20 protein-coding genes are annotated in these 20,061 nt (G+C 57.2%); 14 read left to right on the top strand and 6 right to left on the bottom strand.

Annotation, left to right across the window (positions count from 1 at the left end; translation table 11 throughout):
• Positions 1-15: 15 nt before the first annotated feature.
• The 3 genes from tssC to tssA form a co-directional block, all read right to left on the bottom strand.
• Positions 16-1,494 carry a type VI secretion system contractile sheath large subunit gene (gene tssC / locus GA0061101_RS22475; RefSeq protein ID WP_037199572.1) on the bottom strand — a complete coding sequence of 493 codons (1,479 nt, stop codon included), beginning with the start codon at positions 1,492-1,494 and terminating at the stop codon, positions 16-18.
• 110 nt (positions 1,495-1,604) lie between these two features.
• On the bottom strand, positions 1,605-2,117 hold the full coding sequence (gene tssB, locus GA0061101_RS22470) for a type VI secretion system contractile sheath small subunit (RefSeq protein WP_034511320.1): 513 nt from the start codon (positions 2,115-2,117) through the stop codon (positions 1,605-1,607).
• 105 nt (positions 2,118-2,222) lie between these two features.
• Entirely contained in the window at positions 2,223-3,212 is a 990-nt protein-coding gene (gene tssA / locus GA0061101_RS22465) for a type VI secretion system protein TssA (RefSeq protein ID WP_425350009.1), read from the bottom strand.
• A 287-nt stretch (positions 3,213-3,499) separates the two neighbouring features.
• On the opposite strand from tssA, the gene tssH reads away from it, so the two are divergent.
• The 14 genes from tssH to GA0061101_RS22400 all read left to right on the top strand — a co-directional run bounded on the left by tssH (position 3,500) and on the right by GA0061101_RS22400 (position 17,204).
• Positions 3,500-6,247 carry a type VI secretion system ATPase TssH gene (tssH, locus tag GA0061101_RS22460; RefSeq protein ID WP_092574932.1) on the top strand — a complete coding sequence of 916 codons (2,748 nt, stop codon included), beginning with the start codon at positions 3,500-3,502 and terminating at the stop codon, positions 6,245-6,247.
• 63 nt (positions 6,248-6,310) lie between these two features.
• Positions 6,311-6,787, top strand: a complete 477-nt coding sequence (locus GA0061101_RS22455) for an Hcp family type VI secretion system effector (RefSeq protein WP_034511314.1) — start codon at positions 6,311-6,313, stop codon at positions 6,785-6,787.
• Between the two features lie 117 nt (positions 6,788-6,904).
• Positions 6,905-7,453, top strand: coding sequence for a hypothetical protein (locus tag GA0061101_RS22450; RefSeq protein ID WP_092574930.1), 549 nt, complete (start codon positions 6,905-6,907; stop codon positions 7,451-7,453).
• 7 nt (positions 7,454-7,460) lie between these two features.
• Positions 7,461-9,785, top strand: coding sequence for a type VI secretion system tip protein TssI/VgrG (gene tssI, locus GA0061101_RS22445; protein WP_092574929.1), 2,325 nt, complete (start codon positions 7,461-7,463; stop codon positions 9,783-9,785).
• 7 nt (positions 9,786-9,792) lie between these two features.
• The gene (locus GA0061101_RS22440) at positions 9,793-10,854 is read left to right on the top strand and encodes a DUF2169 family type VI secretion system accessory protein (protein WP_092574928.1); all 1,062 of its coding nucleotides are present in this window, start codon (positions 9,793-9,795) and stop codon (positions 10,852-10,854) included.
• Positions 10,854-12,545, top strand: coding sequence for a PAAR-like domain-containing protein (locus GA0061101_RS22435; protein ID WP_092574926.1), 1,692 nt, complete (start codon positions 10,854-10,856; stop codon positions 12,543-12,545). The genes GA0061101_RS22440 and GA0061101_RS22435 overlap by 1 nt, the downstream gene beginning before the upstream one ends.
• A 3-nt stretch (positions 12,546-12,548) precedes the next feature.
• Positions 12,549-13,235 carry a GAD-like domain-containing protein gene (locus GA0061101_RS22430; RefSeq protein ID WP_092574924.1) on the top strand — a complete coding sequence of 229 codons (687 nt, stop codon included), beginning with the start codon at positions 12,549-12,551 and terminating at the stop codon, positions 13,233-13,235.
• 220 nt (positions 13,236-13,455) lie between these two features.
• Entirely contained in the window at positions 13,456-14,118 is a 663-nt protein-coding gene (locus tag GA0061101_RS22425; RefSeq protein ID WP_092574922.1) for a GAD-like domain-containing protein, read from the top strand.
• Positions 14,119-14,130: 12 nt separating this feature from the next.
• A complete protein-coding gene (locus tag GA0061101_RS22420) occupies positions 14,131-14,802 on the top strand; it encodes a T6SS immunity protein Tdi1 domain-containing protein (protein WP_092574921.1) in 672 nt (223 codons plus the stop codon).
• A 248-nt stretch (positions 14,803-15,050) separates the two neighbouring features.
• Entirely contained in the window at positions 15,051-15,758 is a 708-nt protein-coding gene (locus tag GA0061101_RS22415) for a GAD-like domain-containing protein (RefSeq protein ID WP_092574920.1), read from the top strand.
• A gap of 38 nt (positions 15,759-15,796) precedes the next feature.
• Positions 15,797-15,919: a hypothetical protein gene (locus tag GA0061101_RS40765; protein WP_280518158.1), complete on the top strand. Its 123-nt coding sequence runs from the start codon at positions 15,797-15,799 to the stop codon at positions 15,917-15,919.
• Between the two features lie 277 nt (positions 15,920-16,196).
• Positions 16,197-16,394, top strand: coding sequence for a hypothetical protein (locus tag GA0061101_RS22410; RefSeq protein ID WP_092574917.1), 198 nt, complete (start codon positions 16,197-16,199; stop codon positions 16,392-16,394).
• Between the two features lie 18 nt (positions 16,395-16,412).
• Positions 16,413-16,655, top strand: coding sequence for an ankyrin repeat domain-containing protein (locus GA0061101_RS22405; RefSeq protein WP_092574914.1), 243 nt, complete (start codon positions 16,413-16,415; stop codon positions 16,653-16,655).
• Between the two features lie 78 nt (positions 16,656-16,733).
• Positions 16,734-17,204: an SMI1/KNR4 family protein gene (locus GA0061101_RS22400; protein ID WP_092574912.1), complete on the top strand. Its 471-nt coding sequence runs from the start codon at positions 16,734-16,736 to the stop codon at positions 17,202-17,204.
• A 68-nt stretch (positions 17,205-17,272) separates the two neighbouring features.
• On the opposite strand, the gene GA0061101_RS22395 is transcribed toward GA0061101_RS22400, so the two are convergent.
• From GA0061101_RS22395 to dhaL, 3 genes are all read right to left on the bottom strand, one after another.
• Positions 17,273-17,701 carry a hypothetical protein gene (locus GA0061101_RS22395; RefSeq protein WP_092574910.1) on the bottom strand — a complete coding sequence of 143 codons (429 nt, stop codon included), beginning with the start codon at positions 17,699-17,701 and terminating at the stop codon, positions 17,273-17,275.
• 415 nt (positions 17,702-18,116) lie between these two features.
• On the bottom strand, positions 18,117-19,145 hold the full coding sequence (locus tag GA0061101_RS22390; protein WP_092574908.1) for an IS110 family RNA-guided transposase: 1,029 nt from the start codon (positions 19,143-19,145) through the stop codon (positions 18,117-18,119).
• Between the two features lie 207 nt (positions 19,146-19,352).
• A complete protein-coding gene (gene dhaL, locus GA0061101_RS22385; protein ID WP_037199167.1) occupies positions 19,353-20,012 on the bottom strand; it encodes a dihydroxyacetone kinase subunit DhaL in 660 nt (219 codons plus the stop codon).
• Positions 20,013-20,061: the final 49 nt, after the last annotated feature.

The raw sequence follows: 20,061 nt of genomic DNA, 5'->3' as shown, positions 1-20,061 counted from the left end.
CCGCGCGGTCTCCCCCTAGTTCTTGCTCGGAATACGGGCGACCATTCGCAGCGAGGTGGTCAATTCCTCCATCTGAAGCCAGGGTCGCATCCAGGCAACGGCGTTGTAGGAGCCGGGCTTGCCCGGAACCTCCTGGACCGTCACCTTCGCATCGCGCAATGGATACTTGGCGCGCGATTCCTCACCTGCGTCGTCGTTGGCGTTGACGTAGTTGGAGATCCAGCGATTGAGCCAGTTTTCGCAGTCCTCGGCTTCCATGAAGGAACCGATCTTGTCGCGGCCCATCACCTTGAGATAATGCGCGAAACGCGACGTCGCCATCATGTAGGGCAGGCGAGCGGAAACCGCCGCGTTGGCTGTCGCTTCCGGCTTGTCGTAGAGCTTCGGCTTATGCGTGGTCTGCGCACCGAAGAATACGGCATAGTCGGTGTTTTTGTAGTGGCAGAGCGGCAGGAAGCCGAGCTTGCCGAGCTCCGCGTCACGACGGTCGGTGATGCCGACTTCGGTCGGGCACTTGAGATCGAGGTCGCCGTCGTCGCTCGAGAAGATATGCATGGGCAGGTTCTCGACCTTGCCGCCGTTTTCGGCGCCGCGGATGGCCGTGCACCAGCCGCTCTGGGCAAAAGCGTCCGTCAGCCGCGTGCCCATCACGTAGGACGCGTTCATCCAGCAATAGGAATTGTGCTCGAGTTCGCCGGTCGTGGAATGCTCTGTCTCGTCGAAGCCGAATTCGTCGATCGGGTTGGTCTTCGGCCCGTAGGGCATGCGGGCAAGGACACGGGGAAGCGCAAGCGTGACGAAGCGCGAATCCTCGCTGTCGCGCAGGCTGCGCCACTTCGCATATTCCACCGTCTCGAAGATCTTTTCGAGATCGCGCGGACGGGCAAGCTCACGATAGTCGTCGAAGCCGAACATGCGGGGGCTTGCCGCTGAAATGAAAGGGGCAAAAGCGGCTGCGGCGATCGATGAGATGGCCTGCAGCGTCTGCACGTCGTCGAAGGAATTGTCGAATTCGTAGTCGCCGATGATCGCACCCATGGGCTCGCCGCCCGGTGTGCCGAATTCGTCTTCGTAGATCGACTTGAAGAGCCGCGACTGATCGAATTCCACGGCCTTTGCCAGATCCTTCGAGACGTCGCGTTTCGATGCGTTGAGCACGCGGATCTTCAGATTGACGCTGGTTTCGCTATTCTTGACCAGATAGTGCAGCCCGCGCCAGCTGCCCTCCAGCTTGGCGAACTCAGGCGATTGCATGATGGCCGCGAGCTGCCGGGAGATCTTGCGATCGAGTTCGGCAATGGCGTTGTTGAGAGTGACCGTCAGGTTGCGGTCGTAGGTGACGGTGCCCTTCAAGGCCTGGTCGGTCAGCGTCCTCAGGAGGTCCTGGGCGCGATCGGGTTCGGTTTGCCGGGTTGCTGAAACGATCTGCGTCAGCAGATCCTCCTCGGGCGCAAACTCGGCCTCTTTGGTCTTCAACTGGCTTTCAGCGCTCATTTTTCGATCCTTACGGAAAATGCGGCGATATCGGTGAAGCTTGTGCGCCCGCCGCTATCGGCTGCTTGAAACAGGATTGGCCGATCCGCTCCGCGGACCGCCGATTGCTATCAGCTTGCTGCCGGCTTTTCGTGGGCGCCAAGTTCGGACATCAGCTTCGAAAGATCCGCCTTGTTTTGCAGGACCTCTTCGAGCAGCCGCTCCAGCTCTTCCGAACGGTCCGCCTTGCTCATCAGGTCGCGAAGCTGGTTGCGGGCGTCGAGTAGGGCCTTTAGCGCGGGGACCTGATTGACGACGGAACCGGGTTCGAAATCCGTCATGCTCTCGAACTTCAGCGAGACGGCAATATCCGAGCCGTTGCCTTCGAGCGTGTTTTCGACCGTGATGTTCAGACCGGGGGTCATGCGGCGCATCACGTCGTCGAAATTGTCCCGGTCTATCTGGACGAACTTGCGCTCGCCGAACGGCTTCAGAGGCTGGGTCGGATTGCCTGAGAAATCGCCGAGCACGCCGACGACAAAGGGCAGTTCCTTCACGACCATGGCGCCTTCGGTCTCCACTTCGTACTTGATGTGGACCCTCGGCTTGCGCACTCGCTCTAGTTTTTCATGAACACTCGCCATAAGCTTCTCCTTCAATCCCAAGCGGCAAAATTCGCTTTTCACATGTGGCGCAACTCGATTTTGGAAAGGGCGGGTTGCAAAAAGTTGTGTGGCAGGTTGTACCGGTCACCCGCTCTTGTTGGATTTCGGCTGAATTCCGGCGGCCGTCAGCACGGCGTTTCGAGCCTGCTGCTCCGGCAGCAATTCGGCCAATAGTTCCGAGAAATCCATACGCCCACGCCGCACCATCGTCTCGATCGCCATCGAGATCGGCGAATGCGGCTCGGTGCGACGGAAGAAGCGCGCAACGGCGAGCAACAGCTCGAATGCCTCCTCGCGCGAGCCAATCGATTCGGCGCTCAAGGGCCGGGCACGCGGCTGAGCCGGTTCGTTCGTCCCTTCCGGCGCTTGCGGCACGACCGCGGCTTCGACTGGCTGGGCTTCGATGCCGGCAAGCGTGCGAAGCGCTGATGCGGCCTCAAGCAGGACATTGTGCGTGTTGGAGCTTGGTGGCGCCTTCGCCCCGCAGCGCTCGTTCACGATGGAGACGAGCCGCTCGAAGGCAGCGATGCAGCCGTTGACATGTTCGAGATGGGCACTCATCGCCGACGTGCCGGCTTCTATTACCGCCTGGTTCAGTTCCTCGCGTCGCCTGGTCTCGTTGGGTCGTTGCGAAAGCTGGAAATCCCAGAGCGAAAACTGGCCGAATTTCACGCCGGGCACGAGCGCTGTCAGCCTGATCGCCTGGATGATCGTGCCTTCGCCGCCGACCCCATTCAGCCCCGCCAAGGGCGCAAGACGCTCTTCTATGTCGTCCTCGCCGACCGAATGAAATTTCTCCCAATGCTTGTCTAAAAGCGACGCTATCGCCTGGTAGACATCCTTCAATCCCTCGAAACCGCGAAGACGTAGTTCTGCTTCCGCCAGCCACGCTAATACTTCGAGGTCCTTACTTTTTGAAGAAACAATCTGCAATCCAAGATTGCTGACGTCTGACCAAGCAGGTGAAAGGCTAATATTCTCACCAGGTGATATACCTCGTTCAGTAGCTCGAGCCTGGTTCCTTGCGTCTTTTATTCTATAGTATATTTCACGAGTAGAAGTATTGATGCGTATGTTTTCTCCACATGGCGCATCTTTGTCAAATTGAGTCTCTATGTCACGAACATTGAGCAGGGGCTTAACTCCACATTTCCAACTACATCGCCTAAGCGCAAGATAGTTATGTCGATATATTTCGTTGTCAACTGTGTATATTCTGTAACGGATTTGTGACGATGCCAAATCGGAGGGCTTCGCAAAAATTAATGTTTGCGGGCTGGACACAATTGGATAACCGCCCTAGTTGTTCTCGCGGCATGGAGGATGCACTTAGTTTAGAAACCTAAGGAGGAAATTTCCACGTGTTCAACATCGATCTCAATCGTCTGATCAGAACGCTTGAGCCCGAATTGCGTGTGGGTCTTGAGGCTGCAGCGTCTCTCGCTGCGCGCGATCGGCACGCCAACGTGGATGTCGCACATTGGATACGTGCGCTGCTCGACGTATCTAAAGTTTGCTCGTTTTTTGAAGGGCTTAACGTATCTTCACACGCTCTGCGAGCCGAGCTTGATACCGCCATCGCGGAGCTGCCGCGGGACGGCGGGACAGCACTGGTGCTATCCCAACAGCTGCTTGCGCTGATGCGAGAAGCTTGGCTTGTTGCCTCGCTTCAATGTGGCCGGCACAGCATCGCCCTGGCCGACCTCCTCACCGCGCTGACCGACGATCAATCGCTGCGAATCATGGCCCGCGGCATGGCGCCTTCGCTGCGAAATCTCGACCGCAACGCGCTCGAAAAGCGGTTGAGTGCTGTATCGTCGACCGCTGGTGCAGCTTCATCGACGCCACATTCCGAGCCGATTCCTAGTGCCGGCGAGAACGAATTTCTGCGCCTTTACACCCGTGACATGACGGCCGATGCCAAGCTTGGCCGCATAGATCCCGTCATCGGACGCGACCGCGAACTCCGTCAGGTGATCGACATCCTGATGCGACGCAGACAGAACAATCCGATCCTGGTCGGCGAGGCCGGCGTCGGCAAGACGGCGGTCGCCGAGGCGCTGGCACTTGAGATTGCCGCCGGCAGCGTGCCGGACATGCTGAAGTCGGTTCGAATTTTGCTGCTGGATCTCAGCCTGCTGCAGGCTGGAGCGGGCGTGAAGGGGGAGTTCGAACGCCGCCTGCACGGTGTCGTTGCCGCGGTGCGGGCTTCAGCGGAGCCGATCATTCTGTTCATCGACGAGGCCCATGGCTTGATCGGCGCCGGCGGTCAGGCCGGGCAGGGCGACGCCGCCAACATCCTGAAGCCGGCACTGGCGCGCGGGGAGCTGAGAACGATCGCGGCAACGACCTGGAGCGAATACAAGCGCCACATCGAGAAGGATGCGGCGCTGACGCGACGTTTCCAGGTTGTTCAGGTGCTCGAGCCCGATGAGGAGACGGCTATCCGCATGCTGCGAGGCGTCGTCGACAGCTTCAAGGCTCATCACAAGGTTCGCATTCGCGACGAGGCGCTGGCCGCCGCCGTTCGCCTTTCGGCGCGCTACATCCCTGCGCGACAGCTGCCGGATAAGGCGATCAGCCTCATCGATACGGCTGCTGCTGCCGTATCCCTGGCTCGACAAACTGTCCCCGAGGCATTGAAAGGCCTGCGCTACGAGCAGGAGATGCTGGAAGCCGAGGTCGATGCGCTTTCTGCTGAGTCGCCCGCGCCCGAGCTCAACGCCCGCCTGGCCGTCATCGAGAACGAGAAACGTGAAGTAATCGCCGAGATCGAGCGGCTGCAGACCAAGCTTGACGAGGAGATCCGGCTATCGAAGGAGGCTGACCGAATTGAAGCCTTGCTAAAAGATGCCGGCGCGCAGCCGACCGAAGACGAGACGCCCGTGCGTGGCGACAATGTCGCGCTTTTCCCGCCCCATGGCTCGTCCCCGGAAACCATTCGTGCGGCGCTGGCGCAGGCGGAACGCAATCTCGCCGACTTTGCCGGAGAGATGCCCCTGGTTCCCCGGGTTGTCGACAAGGAAGTCATCGCCGGCATCGTCGCGCGCTGGACCGGTATTCCGGTCGGGAAGCTTCTGTCGGATCAGGTCGAGACGGTCAAGACGCTGGATGCCAGGCTCAAGGAGCGCGTCCTCGGCCAGGATGCCGCGATCGAGCGGATTTCGGCCGCCATGCGCTCCGCCCGTGCCGGACTTTCCGATCCGCGCCGCCCGCCCGCCGTCTTCCTGTTTGTCGGCATGTCGGGAACCGGCAAGACCGAAACGGCGCTATCGCTGGCCGATCTTCTTTATGGCGGCAGCCAATATCTGACGACCATCAACATGTCGGAGTTCAAGGAAGAGCATAAGGTTTCGCTGCTGCTCGGATCGCCGCCCGGCTATGTCGGCTATGGCGAGGGCGGGGTGCTTACCGAAGCCGTGCGCCGCCGCCCCTATGGCGTCTTGCTTCTGGACGAGATCGACAAGGCCCATCCCGGCGTCCAGGAAGTGTTCTACCAGGTGTTCGACAAGGGAACGCTCCGCGACGGCGAAGGCCGCGATATCGATTTCAAGAACACCACCATCGTCATGACTGCCAATACCGGCTCGGAATTGCTGGCGGCGTTTGCCTCCGATCCGGAGACGATGCCCGAGGGCGAAGCGTTGGAAGCCCTGCTGCTTCCAGAACTGCAGAAACATTTCAAGCCCGCTTTCGTCGGCCGTACAACGGTTCTGCCCTTCCTGCCGCTGAATGGCGCGACGCTGAGCGGCATCGTCGACATCCAGATCGGTCGCATTCGCGATCGCGTCGCGGCATCGTACGGCACATCGGTTTCACTGTCGGCAGAGGCCCGAGAGGCGTTGGTCGCCCGCGCCAAGGCGAGCGAAATGGGCGCCCGCGCCATCGAGACCATGATCGGACGCGATCTTCTGCCCGAATTGTCGACCTTCTTTCTCGATGCCGTTGCGGCGGGATGCAAGGTCGCCGGCATCACCATCAGTTTTGGCGATCACCGGTTCCTCATCGAGGAAAATCCGGTGGACGACAATGAATTCGCTGGCCGCAAAACAGGCGGCACGGCGAATGAGGCAGCCCCGGACGAGAACCATGTCCGGATGCGGCATTAGACGGAAAGGTAACCCGCCTTGCAGCGACAAGGCGAATTCAATCCCAACAGGAGAGCTGAGAGCATGCCGATTTATCTGCAAATCGACGGAATTCAGGGCGATGCCACCCACGAACAGCACAAGAAGTGGATGGATATCGAAGTCATCCACTGGAACGTTTCACGCAACATGAAAACGTCGGCCGGTTCGGCAGCGAACCGTGAAGCTTCCGAGCCCACCGTTTCGGAAGTGATCCTGACCAAGGTCAGCGATTCCTCGTCGACCAAACTGTTCCAGGAAGCATGCTCGGGCCGCACCGGCAAGCAGGCCGTGATCCATCTGGTAACGACCGGCAACCCGGGCGATACCTATATCGAATACACGCTCACCAATACGCTGATCGCCAGCTATTCGGTCGATTCCAATGGCGATCGCCCGGTCGAAACGATCAAGCTCAACTTCACCAAGATGGAAGTGAAGTACACGCCTTACGACGACTCGCAGTCGCCGCAGTCGCCGATGATCGCTTCCTACGACCTGGCAACGACCAAGGCTGCCTAACGATAGCACCGTTTTCCGGCGCGTTGCGATTAGACGCGCCGGAACCGTGTTCGATGCTAAATCGCCGCTGCGGCTGCGATTTGCACGTTTTTGACAACGTTTTTCATCGAGGTCGCCATGGTAGATTTTTCCGTTTCATCACCGGCGCTGCAAATGGAGCCGGTGAGGCAGACCGACCTTCCGCCAATGAGGCGTGCAGGCCGCGGTCCTTCCTATGATTACTTCTCCTATCCCAGTGGTCCGCGCGAATTCGCCGCCCGGAACCAGGCCATGGGTGCCGCTGCATCTCTCTTTCGGATGTTTTCCGAAAAAGCCAATGAAATGTCGCTGACGCACTGGTTGCAGCGATGGCTGCGCAACAACGAAGCCAACATCATCCGGGAGATGGACACCAACCATCATTCCGTGTTCGTTGCCCAGTTCAACTATTCCGTCACCGACGGCGAGACCCGGGCCTATATGGCGCGAGGCGCCTATCTGCTCGGCACGGTCGCTTCACGCGCCGAGATCGGCAAGATCCTGACGCCGGAAGTGCTTTACGGCCCCGGCATGCACGAGACCTTGCCGAACGGCACGCTGTTTCAGATGGCCTATCTCGTCGGCGGCCGCAAGCAGGTGCTCGGTAGCGCCGGCAAGGCGGGTGCAGCGAGCTCACGGGTAGGATGACGCACAGATGAACGACCAGCCTTCGGCCAATGATTTCATCCAGGCGACTCGAAATCTCAGGGTCGTCTCGCCGCTTGGTACGGACCAGCTCCTGCCGGAGCGGGTGACGATAACGGAAGGCGTATCCTCGCTTTTCGATATCCGGCTTTCCGTGCGCGCCAAGCGGGAAGTCATCCAGCCGGAGGACTTGATCGGCCGCCTGGTGGATATCTCTATCGAAGTCCAGCAGTCCGAAGATGGCGGCGACGGCGTTCGCCGTCCCTTCAACGGTCTGGTGACCTCTCTTCAGGAGGGGCCTCCAATCACGCGCGGGCTGCGCTCCTATTCAATGGTCTTGAAGCCGCAAATGTGGCTGCTGTCGCAGCGCTCGGACTGCCGCATATGGATGGACAAGACCAGCATCGACATCGTCGAAACGCTGTTTTCCGAGCATGGCATTCCGGCACCCGACGTCTCCGGCGTGCTCACGACACCGCCGCCACAGCACTATTCGGTGCAATGGAGCGAGACCGATCTGGACTATCTGACCCGCCGTTTTGAAGAGGACGGCCTGTTCTACTGGTTTTCCCATGAGAATGGCAGCCACCGGCTGCATGTCGCGGATGGCGCGAACTCATGGGCCGGACCATCGCCATCAGCGCAGGGTGAGAGCAGGGTGCGTCTCGCTCAGGGGTCGACCGACCGCAACCATATCAATGAATGGATGAAGCATTACGCTTATATCCCCGGTCAACGGGCTGGCGCCGACTGGAACTTCGAAACCCCGCAGATCGTGCCGGGCACCACCACGCCTTCGCTGGTGCAGATGCCGGGGGCGATGAAGCGCGAGCTCTACGAATATCCCGCTCGCATCGCCTCTGTCTCGGAGGCCGAGCGGGCGCAGAAGCTTCGCATGCAGGCGAGCGAGGCCGACCACAATCGCGTCGTCGGGCGTTCGACATCGCGGATACTGGAGGCGGGCCGGCGGTTTACACCCTATGAGGTTGCCCATCCCGAACATGTCTACGAGGAGCACGTGATCATCCGCGCGACCCACGTCGCCGTCGATCCCTCCTACGAAACCAACATGGATCAGCCGGAATATACCAACGAGTTCGAGGCGGTGCCGTCACGCGTGCCGATGACGCCCCATCGCAAGACCGAGCGGCCGCGCATCCGCGGCACGCAGGTCGCCATCGTCGCCGGTCCCGACGGCGAGGAGATCCATCCGGACCAATATGGCCGCATCAAACTCTGGTACCCTTGGGATCGAAAGGCAAAGAAGGACGGATCGGACACCTGTTGGGTGCGTGTCGCCCAGAACTGGGCGGGCGGCTCCTGGGGCGGCCAGGTTATTCCGCGCATCGGCATGGAAGTCATGGTCGCCTTCATCGACGGCGATCCGGACAGGCCGCTGGTGACGGGCGTCGTGCCGAACCCGAGCAATGGCGTGCCCTACGACCTGCCGGGCAACAAGACCCGCATGGTCATGCGCTCCAACACGCACAAGGGCACCGGCTTCAACGAAATGACCTTCGAGGATGATGCCGGCCGCGAGAACATGTTCTTCCACGCCCAGAAGGACCAGACGACACGCATCCGCAACGACCGCACCAAACGCGTCGACCGCCACGAAGTCGCCTCCATCGGCGGCAACCGTGCGGTCGAGGTCAGCGGCAATCAGAAGCATGAGATCGGCGGATCGGTTAATACGGTGGTCGGTGGTACAGGCCCGATGGCGGTGGCCTTGATGGGAGCGGTGCAAGGGCTTTCGGGACAGACGGCCGGGCTACTTTCCCAGGCAGGTCAGATCGCCGGCGGAGGCGGAGCCGGCCTTGCCGCATTTGCCGGTACGCTGGCGTCCTCTGCCCTTGGCTTCTTAAGTGCCGGCGGCCTTGGCAGCCGTGAAGGTGTCGTCTCTGGCCCTAGTCCGCGTGCCGATGCAGGTACGGCGCTGGCGGGATCGGGAAGTGGTGTTGGAAGCGCCGCGTCGGATCTTTTCCCGTTACCGGGGATCATGAATACCATTGTCGGCTCTTTCAAGTCGGATACTGTCGGTGTTGCCCGCGTTGAGCAGATTGGCGTGAGCAAGGTCACGAATGTCGGTCAGACATCGCTCGAAAAGGTCGGTAAATTCAAGAAGGTAATCGTCGGCGAAGAGTTCGTCATCGAATGCGGTGCTTCGAAGTTCATCATGCGTCAGGACGGCACGGTCATCATTCTGGGGACGCATTTCAACTTCACGGCATCCGGACCGACACAGATCAACGGCAAGGTCGTCGATCTCAATAAGCCAGGCGGCGGCTTTGCCGAGGCATCGCCGACCTCGTCGGATACGACGGCGCAGGGCTGACGCGCTGATGTCGGTCGATAATCGCACGCCCTTTCCCTCGCTCGCTTTTCGCCAGTACAACCTGGCGGGCGATCTGCTTGGTGTCGTTGTCGCCAGAGGCACGTTCAAGCTGGCGAATGGTGGTCCGCTGGTCATGGCTGATGTCCAGCGGCCACTAGTCATGTCGGATGCCTATGACGGCGATCCGCACCAGACGCCGCAAATGGCCTGCACGGATCTGGCACCGTTCAAGCCGGGCACGGACGTAACCTTCATCGGTGCCGCCTTTGCTCCGGACGGTGTGGCAGCTTCTTCGTGGATATGCGGCCTCAAAGTCGGTCCCGTTCAGAAACGACTGCGCGTCCACGGACCACGTTTCTGGCGTGCGAAGACCCGCAAGACCTGGCGCGGGCTGGTCGACAAGAAGAAAGAGGATGCCCTTGACGGCTGGGAGTTGACCGCGGGCGACGCCGTAACCCATGTCCCAATCGATTGGCGGTTTGCGTTCGGTGGGCGGCTCGAGGACGGCGAGGCAGTCGAACGGAATCCGGTGGGGGTTGGACTTGTCAACGAGGATCAATTCTTCGAAAGACCAGAATGGCCGGCGCCGCAGATCGAGGACGCGGATGCGCCCATTCGCTCTGTCAATGATAGGCCAGCGCCGGCGGGCCTTGGTCCGCTTTCGCCATTCTGGGAGGATCGGATCCAGAAAGCCGGTACCTATGACGACGCCTGGCTGAACGATCGGCATCCGCTGCTTCCGCGCGACTTCGATTTTTCCTTCTGGCAGGCGGCGCATCCCGACCTGGTGGCGGATCCCTGGCTACGGGGTGACGAGCCTTTCGAACTAGATCACCTTTTGCCGGGACTGGGGATGTTTCGCGGTCGTCTCCCCAACATCCGGCTGGAGGCTACGATCGATCGAGGCATGGGGCCGGCGCGGGGTCCCATGGTGCTCGACGGTGTCCACTTCGACATGCGGCCCGGTGTCGGGCGTGTTTTCCTGACGTGGCGAATTGGTTTCCCCTGGCCGGAGCGCCGCGGCCTGCCGCGTCTTGCCTTCGCAAGTTCCGTCGAAGGAGTGGCGTGATGGGCGAGAGGCAATTTCCAGACCCAATTTATGATGGGGACTTTGCCGCTCTTTATGGCCTCCCTCCCGATACCAAAATCATCGGCCCCCCGATGTCTGGCACGTTGCTTACAAAGACGCCGGACGGCAGCAGCCCCATGCTCAAATATGACGGGCCTTGGCCACCTCCCAAGAAGGAGGCGGCGAAGCCTGTGGAGCAGACACGCCCCACCGCCGCTGTTCCGCCGCCACCGGAGCTTATTCCAGATGACAGCAGTGCAATTGCGATTTGCTTGTCGCCGGATGTCTGCAAATCGCCAACTGCACCCGTGCCATACATGGTATGGGGCAAGGCTGATGATAAACAGAACTATTCTCCGGACGTGAGATCCAATGGCGATGTCATCAAGCGTTCCGATTCACGTTTCACGGCTACATACGGAGACCAACCTGGTACGGGCCTAGGCGTGAAATCAGGCACGGTGGGAAATGTCGTAACGCCAGTCACATCATCCAACATCGTTCGAGCAAATGGCGTTCCGGTGCAACGTCACACCGATCGTTGCACATTGAATAACGGCAACTGCCCTGGGGAGTATGTCAATGTGAAATCCACGGCGATGGATATGCCACCCGACGGTAACGATGCCCAGGACAGGAGTTGGTGGGATGCCGCGAAAGACACGGGTGGCGATTTCTGGAAGGGGATGACGGCAACATCGGGCACGGCGTCCAGCGGCGAGGGAATATTCAACAAGGTTGGCGAATGGTGGAACGACCCATCTCAGATCGGCCGGGACGCTCAATCCGCCTATGATAGCATTCCGACCGGCTCGGAGATCTGGCAGGGCACGAAGAATATTGCCGGCGGCGCAGCGCATGTGGCTGGTGAGGTGTGGAACGATCCGGTTGGCAGCGCAAAGGCGACGGGCGGCTGGGCGAAGGATCAAGCCGTCGGGGCTTGGCATGGCGTTGAGGCGGGCTACGAGAAGCACGGCGTTGCCGGTGCGGTCGGTGCGGTCGCTGGCATCGCGGTTGAGATCGTCAACCCATTGAAAAAGCTGAAGATGCTCGAGAGAGCCGCCGAGGTTGCGGAAGAACTTGGCGATCTGAAAAAGGCCGAGAAACTTAGGAAAGAAGCAGAGGAAATCAGGGAAAAGGAAAAGCAGGCGGAGCGCGCGCGCGAGGCGAAGGAAGAGGGGAAGGACGGCGCGCGAAGTACGCGCATCCATCACGTGGATTGCTTCGAAGCACCTCCTGGCATTGATCTTGCGGAATATGATCGTCAGCTTGACGAGCAAATGAAGACGATCAACGATATGACCGCTGATGATATGGCTTATTCCCACTGGGTGCTTGATAAGGCAGGAGGTACCGACGCCCTTAGGCAACCTTATGCACAGACCCAGCATCGAAATGAATACAAACAAATGTTAAAAGATAAGGGCTGGTCTGACGTGGATATTAAGAATCATATGCAGGGACTTCACGCTACTCACTTTCTTGATATGGTCGCGGGTGGTAATCCGACAGTATTTTCTAGAGATGCGGCTGGCAATCCGATACTTGGGGCGGGTGACGTAAATTCTCACATTGGAAGCAGCTGGACTCAGAAGGGGCGCGCCGCCTCATTGGGAGAAGAGGCAGAACGTATGCGCCGCAGTGGTCGAGCCGCTGAAAAGATGCATGTCGAGTTGAAGAGGTGTAAATAGATCATGCCGGCAATTCATGAAAATTTTCAATATGCCTTGGACGAGTATGGCCCAGTCAGACAAATCCGGCGCGCATCGAACGCGGAACTTTCGGAGTTGCATCGGATGCTGCCGCAGGTAGTGGTCGATTTTATCAAGGAAAAGGGCTTCTGCTCTTTTCACAATGGTCTATTTACCATGTGCAATCCGGAGGAGATGCGGGCGGTCACTGCGCTGGTATTCGGTGCCGACGACGATTTTCACCATCGGGATTGCCACGTCTTCGGCTACACTGCTTTCGGTGTTCTTTATTGTTGGTCAGACAAGCTCTACAATTTTCGGATAGAGTTGCCCCTGAATGTCATTTATTGCAGAGCTCTTACAACATCGGAAAACTGGCCGCCCAAAGCGAGTGCGGAGCATATTGCGTCGGGCATGATTCCGGATGAAGAAGAGGCAGATTTCCTGGATGTTGCCGGTACTCCGATGTTTGCAGCATGCCAACACGCCTACGGCGCAAACGAGACAAGCGAATGCTATGGTTTCTTCCCTGCTTTAGCGATTGCCGGCGCTTTCGGCCCAGCGCAAAGCGTAGAGCACATTAGGCGAGTGAAGGCACTTGAGCATTTCACCTTCCTTGCCCAGTTACAGCGCTTCTATCTTACCAAACCTGTTTCAGGCGGGCTGCAGGCGGTGCGGCCGATTGGCTAGTTGAGCGTCGGCAGCTTACCTTTCGCCAGTGCTGCTTGATACGTATCAGAGCTCAATATGAGATTGCTAAATCTGGTCATCCATTGTGATTCTTCTGAAGTTTCCTTGGACCCCTCGATTCGCAGCGGAGAGATCGCGGATCATAATCGCTGGAAGACTACGTGAAATGACGCCAAGAATTTAGGCAAAAAAAGGAATTTCGAACTGAGGAAGTGTTGAGATGAAGCTATCGAGGGAGGCTGCAGAGTATATAGAGGATTTCGGTGCCCCCCAATTACATGTAGCTTTCGCTAAAGAGGAAATGCACCAATTAGCTGGGAAATTTCCGGAGGAGCTAATCGCATTTATGAGCGCCTTTGGCCGCGCAGTTTTTCAAGATGGACAAATCCAGATCTGCCACCCTGATGATCAGAACTCAGTATTGACTTTGATTTTTGGTGGCGATGAGACTTTCTCCCATCAAAATTGCCATGCATACGCCTACAGCGCTTTTGGCGAGATTTTTTGTTGGCACAGGGATTACGGGCTGACGATAGTTGACATCATCGCGGGGAGCGTGACGTGTCGCTTGCTGACGAAAAACCTGTCGAGAGATGCCAATACCGATCGCACCTTTATAACGCCATTCGGTACGGATGCAGACTTTTACGATGTGAACGATAAACCGCTTTTCAAGCGCGCCGTTAAGAAACTAGGGTCGCTCCAGATAGGGGAGTGCTATGGCTTCGTGCCCGCCTTGGCACTTGGCGGGTCTCCAGAGCTTCAATATCTGAAGCGTCTTAGGTCACCCGAGCACTTTGCCATCGTAGCGCAGACAAATGATTTTAATCTTGTTGATGTTGAGGGCTACGGTGTATCGAAAGTTGTGAGGAAAATCGGCTGAAGCAGCGTTTGTATGAATAAGATTTATGAAGATATAGTGCATAAATATGGGAATCCGGTTTTGAAGATCCCGTTTACGGACCAGGAGCATTTAGCGCTCCGGAGATTTTTTCCAAACCAAGTTGCCGATTTTTGCTTCAATATTGGTCGGTCGGTTTTGCGTGACGGCCTCATTCAATCATGCCATCCCGACGATATGAGGGGAGTTCTTGCTCTTATCTTGGGCGCTGACAGAGATTTTTCGCACGACAATTGCCATGCTTTCGCATACTCCGCTTTTGGTGTCATCTTCTTCTGGATGGAAGAGTACGGGTATGGCAATATCAGTATTTATGAAGGGCGTTTGACACACAAGAACTTTGTCAAGGGTCAGCATGCAGGACCGATGGCAGTCAATGCGGTCTCGGTACCATTTTGGCTATCGGATCAGGCGCTGGATTTTGAAGACGACGCCGGTAAGCCCCTATTCAAGCGGGCAGCCAAGAAGCTAGGGTCTCTCGAAATTGGCGAATGTTATGGTTTCGTGCCCGCTTTAGCCCTTGGCGGAATTGCGGATATTGCTCACCTCAAGCGCCTGAAGGCGCCTGAGCATTTTGCTATCGTCGCGCAGGCCATGGAATATAATCTGATCGACGTGCAAGGATATGGACAGTCGGTCGCGGTGCGCCCGATAGGCCCGCGGTAGCCTTTTGCAGTGCTTCGGCGAAGCTAAGCAGCGACTTCGCAAGCTCTTGCGAAACGGTGTGGTGAGCAACTCGTTCTGAGTCGCGGTCGCCGGTTCGAAAGGAAATAATCCACTGCCGTACTGATTGGGGTGATAGCAAGCGATTGTCGTTTGGTTGTCGCGGGACGTCTGCAGGGCGAAAAGCTGGAAGCCTTACGAAGGTCGAACTAAAGATACGCGGCGAAAAATAACGATAGCATGGGTGTAAAATGCTTGATTCTTTTTTTGCGGACACGATTGACGAAATAGGGCCGCCACAGAGATGCATTCCACTCACGGTGGAGCAGGATGCCCGCCTTTCTAAATGCCTGCCCAGCAGCTTTATGGATTTTTTGCGCGCATATGGGCTGGGTGACTATTTCGATCGAAAGGTACAATATTGTGATCCGGCGGAATTTTCGTCCATCCTCGCTTTGGTTTTCGGCGCGGATTCTGATTTTAGCCACAAAGATTGCTTCGTGATCGCACAATCCGCGTTTGGTCGGCTCGTTTGCTGGTCTGAGCGACATGATCACTTCGAGATCGATCTTGTTGATCTGCGATTGACATCCAGCAAGCTCGCACCAACCGAATTCATCCTGCCCCCCGGCTTTGAAAAGCGGGAACGCAGTTCGGATCCAAACATTCTCGCTCGCTCGCTACTCGTCTCAGACCGTAGAGACTACGAAGAATTCGACGCTCAAGGCGAGCCTATGTTCGATCGCTGTGTATCGTCTTACGGCTTATTGGAACGAGACGAATGCTACGGCTACTTTCCAGCGGTTGCGATAGTCGGTCTGGATAGTCCCATGCGGCGGATCGAGAACATCCGGCGTGTAAAGGCGCTTGAGCATTTCACAATCCTGGCCCAGTTGGGCACCTTCCATCTGATGAAATTTGAAAGGGGGCAATATACGGCAGTACGTCCGATTGGATGATTGACGTTTGGTGCCTCGTGCCTTCCAGAAAATTCGTCATGGATGCGAGCCAATGCCTTGATATGGCGCGTTTATCTCAAGCATTTGTCGAGGCGGATGAAATGGCGCTGAAGCTTCTCAGCCCATGGGTCGGAGTTGCCGAACGGCAAGAGGCCGCATAGATGTCAAACTGCTCTTGGAGACCAAGTCTTGAGCTTTTTCTCACCTCAAGCGCCTGAAGGCGCCTGAGCATTTTGCTATCGTCGCGCAGACCATGGAATACAATCTGATCGACGCGCGAGGATATGGACAGTCGGTCGTGGTGCGCCCGATAGGGCCGCGGTAGCTTTCTGCAGTGCTTCGGCAAAGCTAAGCAGCGACTTCGCAATTTCTTCCGAAGCGGCCTGGCGACTTAGTCATCTTGAGTTGCAGTCCTCGCCGCGAAGCGGAGTAGAAAGAATGGTGGATCTTTTCGCGGAATTGCGGACAAACCCTAATTTCGATCCCGATGTGATCCAGGATGTAACTGAGATCAGTCAAGATAATCGCAGCTATCTTCAGGAGGCGACCGCTTATAGAGCCGAATATGCTGAGACGATTCTGCAGGCTGAAGTTCCATTAGATCATCAGGACGACAATGGCCAAACAGCCCTATAGTATGCAATTTCACGAGACATGAAGGATCTCCCGGCAAGTATTATCAACAAGGGCGCCAATCTGAGTTGTCTCGACAAATATGGTAATGACGGATTGTGGACAGCAGTGCTCTACCCAGGCCCCCGTTTGCCGCTGATTGAACTGCTTATAAAAAAAGGTGAAAATCCCCACCGCAAGAATGCCGCCGGGCGGTCTTCTGCTGACGTGGCGTTAACGAAGAAAAAACAGGCAATGATGATCCTTCTCGAACTTCGGCAGTAAACTCGGAATATGACGACAACATAGCACTATTCGGCGTATGAGAGTTTGAGATGTTATCTGGAGAACCACGTAATTTCCATGAAAGGACTACTGGCCTTTGAGCAGGCGCTTGCAATTGTGCGAGCTAAACCAGCCGCCTCAGATTTCTTCGGCCCGGCACCGGACGACAATGTCGACGCTGCAGAGCAGATGTTGGGTATTCGAATGCCACCCAGCTATTGCATGTTCCTGACGACTTTGGGGGTAGGCTCATTTGATGATGCCGAATTCTACGGAATCATCGCCAACAAGATACCCGGCAGTTCTGTGCCCAGCATGGTTTGGCAGACTTTGGAGAATCGCAAACTTGCCGGCTTTCCTGGGACCCATATCACCATTATGAGCAGCGGTTATGGTCCCATTTTCTGCCTTGATAGTTCCGTCGTGAACTCAGAAGACGAGTATCCCGTCGTAGAATGGACGCCGGCTGCCTCTGTGACGAATCCGGGTGAACGTTTGGCGGAAAGTTTTGGCACCTTCTTCCTGGATGAGATCAGCAAGCGAGCTTAGCGGTGAGGAAAAGTAACCCTTCGGTGAAGACCGCCTTGTCGTTACAATTGCGAAATGCCGTTCGGCTTTTATCTTTGACCGAGACCGTTCTGCGGTCGGCGTAGGATGTAGACCAACGTTAAGGCCACGAGGGTTCCAAATCCAACGAGAGGCCAGAGAACAGCAAATGCGATCTCCGCTCCGCTATTCGGATAAGGCATGCCCTCGAGAACTTCGCAAGCACTGGCATCGTAAACGAGAATGTCGAATGAGAGCCTGACGGCGAAGGCAGCTTGCCAGAGTGTGAAGAGGAAAACGGGGCTGCAAGCAATCGTCGCCGCTCTGAGGTATTTTGTCTGAAACAGACCAAGCACTGCGACGAGATAGAAAGGAATAGATATCACCACGCCCCAAAGGCGGTCCGCTTCTCCTTGGGTGCATGTCCCCGCCACACGGGCAAGCAAAGTGTTTAGTGCTCCGAGATAAAATGCCAGAACTGAAGTGATAGCCCAAATCATATGTTGCGCTCTTTGGAGTTGGAGGGGCTATTGCCAAAGCAATCCACCGCTGAAGGTTGCCGGTTCGACAGTCTGCTCTTGCCTTGGGAACGAGGGCTGCTAGCTCCACGGAAGCAGTTGCTCTAGTTTGGTGTCAGTACCGGAGCATGTATGGATGCCCCCGTTCATGCAAGGCTTTTATCGAGCGATTTGGTCGTGTGATCGGGTGCGGTCATGTATCAGGCCTTTCGTCGCGACCTGATCTTGGCCGCTGGCCGGTATGGATTTACGCGAACCTGGTGCAAATCAATACTGCGAGCTCTTAGCTCATTGCTCCGGATGCATTTCCAGGCTCACTCTCACCGATCTTTGTCCTTACCGTTCGTTGACCTCCTCACACGCCGACGATTCCGCCTGGCAACAGCGCAGCGTTTTGCTAGGCCGCGGCTGGGCTAGAATTCCTGTAAATTTCGTTCTTCGTCATCATGGCCCAGATCGTTCGCGCCATTTTGTTCGCAAGAGCAATTGCAACGAGCATGCGGGGCTTACGCGCCAACATCCGTGCAAGCCATGAGTTCTCCGGAGGAGCCTTCCGGCATGCCCATCGGATCACGGTCATTGCGCCGATGATCAAAAGCCGTCGGATGTCGCGCTGACCCATCTTCGATGTTCGTCCAAGTACCTGCTTTCCTCCGCTCGAATGCTGTCTCGGTACCAGACCTAGCCAGGCCGCGAAGTCTCGGCTCTTGCGGAATGTCGTCATGGTTGGGGCGAAAGCCTCAATCGCCATGGCGGTGATTGGTCCCATTCCTGGCATGGACATCAATCGAGCCGTGTTCTCAGAGCGTTTTGCCTCCGACTTGAGCGCCTTTTCCAAGCCAATGATTCGAGAAGAGAGCGCCTCAATCTGCTCAAGATAAAGCCGAGCGGTTTCCACGACAATAAGTTCGAGGCCGGAGCGGTCTTCCTCGATGATCTGCGTGAGCAAAGGCAAGTTAGCAGTTCCCTGTGGCGCGATAACCCCATGCTCGGCAAGATGGGCGCGCAAAGCGTTGATAAGCTGCGTTCGCTGACGAAAGAACAGATCCCGCGTCCGGAAGATCATCGAACAGGCCTGCTGGCTTTCTGTCTTGGATGCTACGAACCGCATGGACGGGCGAGTAGCGGCTTCAACGATAGCTTCGGCGTCGGCAGCATCATTCTTTTGCCGCTTGACGAAGGGCTTCACGTAAGCCGGCGGGATCAAGCGCACGTCATGACCAAGCTTGCCAATCTCTCGTGCCCAATAATGGGCGGTGGCGCACGCCTCCATCGCAACGATGCACTTCGGCAATTCTGTAAAGAACGCAAGGACATGACTGCGTGACAGTTTTCTGCGCAGGACAACGCTACCATCGCTTCCTGCGGCATGAACTTGAAACACCCGCTTTGCAAGGTCCAGGCCGACAATGCTAACTTCCTTCATGGATGCTCTCTCCTCTAGGTGACGTTTTGGCGAACGTCACTTTGACACATCGCGATGCCGTCGGTAGGGGGCATCCATTCCATCAATACTCCTCAATAGGAGCCGGCATTTTTTCCTCTCTTTCGTTATATTATTTCCGTGGGCACTTTCCGTGCGGATTTTCTGGTGTTTTTCCGCAGGGCCAGTTCATTGTATACTAAGAAAACATTAGCTGTTGTTCAGTCGCGCTTCCACAAACGCATCCCGCATTGCCCGCAAGATGATCACGGCCGAAGCCGCACCTGGATCGATATGTCCCAAAGATCGCTCGCCTAGCCGCGCCGCCCGCCCGCGGGCCGCGACCATAGAGCTTGTCGAGTTCGCGCCGGCTTCAGCGGCTTCCAGGATGGCGTTCCACATGCCGGCAACGGCGAGTTCGCGCGCGCTCGCGTTGATGGCGGCTTCGGCGGCGGGGATCCAGGCGTCGAGCATCGTCTTATCGCCACGTTGTCCCTTGCCGCGCTGCTGAATACCGGCCCTCATTTCGTCGACGATCATCGCCTGGCAGGCCGGCGAGAGCGATTCATCCGATTTCAGCGCTTGCGAAGCCCTGCGGAAACCTGTCGCGTAAAGCGGTCCGGTCGAAGCGCCGACGGCATCCAGAAAGGCCGAGGCGGCGACGGCGAAGATCTCCGAGGGTAACGCCTGCGCGAGGTCGAGCTTCGTCAGTTCGGCGTTCACGGCCATAAAGCCGAGGGACATGGTGATTCCGTGGTCGGCGTCTCCTATCGCTCCGTCCAATTCCGAGAGGTGATCCTTCCCGGCATTGATCGCGATGGATATGCGCTGAAACATGCCGCTCAGGCATCGCGCGGCTTTTTCTGACATCGTCTTCCTCCCGATCCCAGCAGTCCCTAGGGCTTGCTGGGCAACATTC

The sequence above is a fragment of the Martinezella lusitana genome (assembly GCF_900094565.1).
GTDB classification, from domain to species: domain Bacteria; phylum Pseudomonadota; class Alphaproteobacteria; order Rhizobiales; family Rhizobiaceae; genus Rhizobium; species Rhizobium lusitanum.
The sequence above is the reverse complement of the archived record's forward strand: the minus strand, read 5'-3'. Positions and strand labels throughout refer to the sequence as shown.

Excerpts from the sequence above, each read along its gene's own strand:
- tssC (WP_037199572.1), bottom strand. The coding sequence starts at position 1,494 with ATGAGCGCTGAAAGCCAGTTGAAGACCAAAGAGGCCGAGTTTGCGCCC.
- tssB (WP_034511320.1), bottom strand. The coding sequence starts at position 2,117 with ATGGCGAGTGTTCATGAAAAACTAGAGCGAGTGCGCAAGCCGAGGGTC.
- GA0061101_RS22455 (WP_034511314.1), top strand. The coding sequence starts at position 6,311 with ATGCCGATTTATCTGCAAATCGACGGAATTCAGGGCGATGCCACCCAC.
- GA0061101_RS22450 (WP_092574930.1), top strand. The coding sequence starts at position 6,905 with ATGGTAGATTTTTCCGTTTCATCACCGGCGCTGCAAATGGAGCCGGTG.
- tssI (WP_092574929.1), top strand. The coding sequence starts at position 7,461 with ATGAACGACCAGCCTTCGGCCAATGATTTCATCCAGGCGACTCGAAAT.
- GA0061101_RS22440 (WP_092574928.1), top strand. The coding sequence starts at position 9,793 with ATGTCGGTCGATAATCGCACGCCCTTTCCCTCGCTCGCTTTTCGCCAG.
- GA0061101_RS22435 (WP_092574926.1), top strand. The coding sequence starts at position 10,854 with ATGGGCGAGAGGCAATTTCCAGACCCAATTTATGATGGGGACTTTGCC.
- GA0061101_RS22430 (WP_092574924.1), top strand. The coding sequence starts at position 12,549 with ATGCCGGCAATTCATGAAAATTTTCAATATGCCTTGGACGAGTATGGC.
- GA0061101_RS22425 (WP_092574922.1), top strand. The coding sequence starts at position 13,456 with ATGAAGCTATCGAGGGAGGCTGCAGAGTATATAGAGGATTTCGGTGCC.
- GA0061101_RS22420 (WP_092574921.1), top strand. The coding sequence starts at position 14,131 with ATGAATAAGATTTATGAAGATATAGTGCATAAATATGGGAATCCGGTT.
- GA0061101_RS22415 (WP_092574920.1), top strand. The coding sequence starts at position 15,051 with ATGCTTGATTCTTTTTTTGCGGACACGATTGACGAAATAGGGCCGCCA.
- GA0061101_RS40765 (WP_280518158.1), top strand. The coding sequence starts at position 15,797 with ATGGATGCGAGCCAATGCCTTGATATGGCGCGTTTATCTCAAGCATTT.
- GA0061101_RS22410 (WP_092574917.1), top strand. The coding sequence starts at position 16,197 with ATGGTGGATCTTTTCGCGGAATTGCGGACAAACCCTAATTTCGATCCC.
- GA0061101_RS22405 (WP_092574914.1), top strand. The coding sequence starts at position 16,413 with ATGAAGGATCTCCCGGCAAGTATTATCAACAAGGGCGCCAATCTGAGT.
- GA0061101_RS22400 (WP_092574912.1), top strand. The coding sequence starts at position 16,734 with ATGAAAGGACTACTGGCCTTTGAGCAGGCGCTTGCAATTGTGCGAGCT.
- GA0061101_RS22395 (WP_092574910.1), bottom strand. The coding sequence starts at position 17,701 with ATGATTTGGGCTATCACTTCAGTTCTGGCATTTTATCTCGGAGCACTA.
- GA0061101_RS22390 (WP_092574908.1), bottom strand. The coding sequence starts at position 19,145 with ATGAAGGAAGTTAGCATTGTCGGCCTGGACCTTGCAAAGCGGGTGTTT.
- dhaL (WP_037199167.1), bottom strand. The coding sequence starts at position 20,012 with ATGTCAGAAAAAGCCGCGCGATGCCTGAGCGGCATGTTTCAGCGCATA.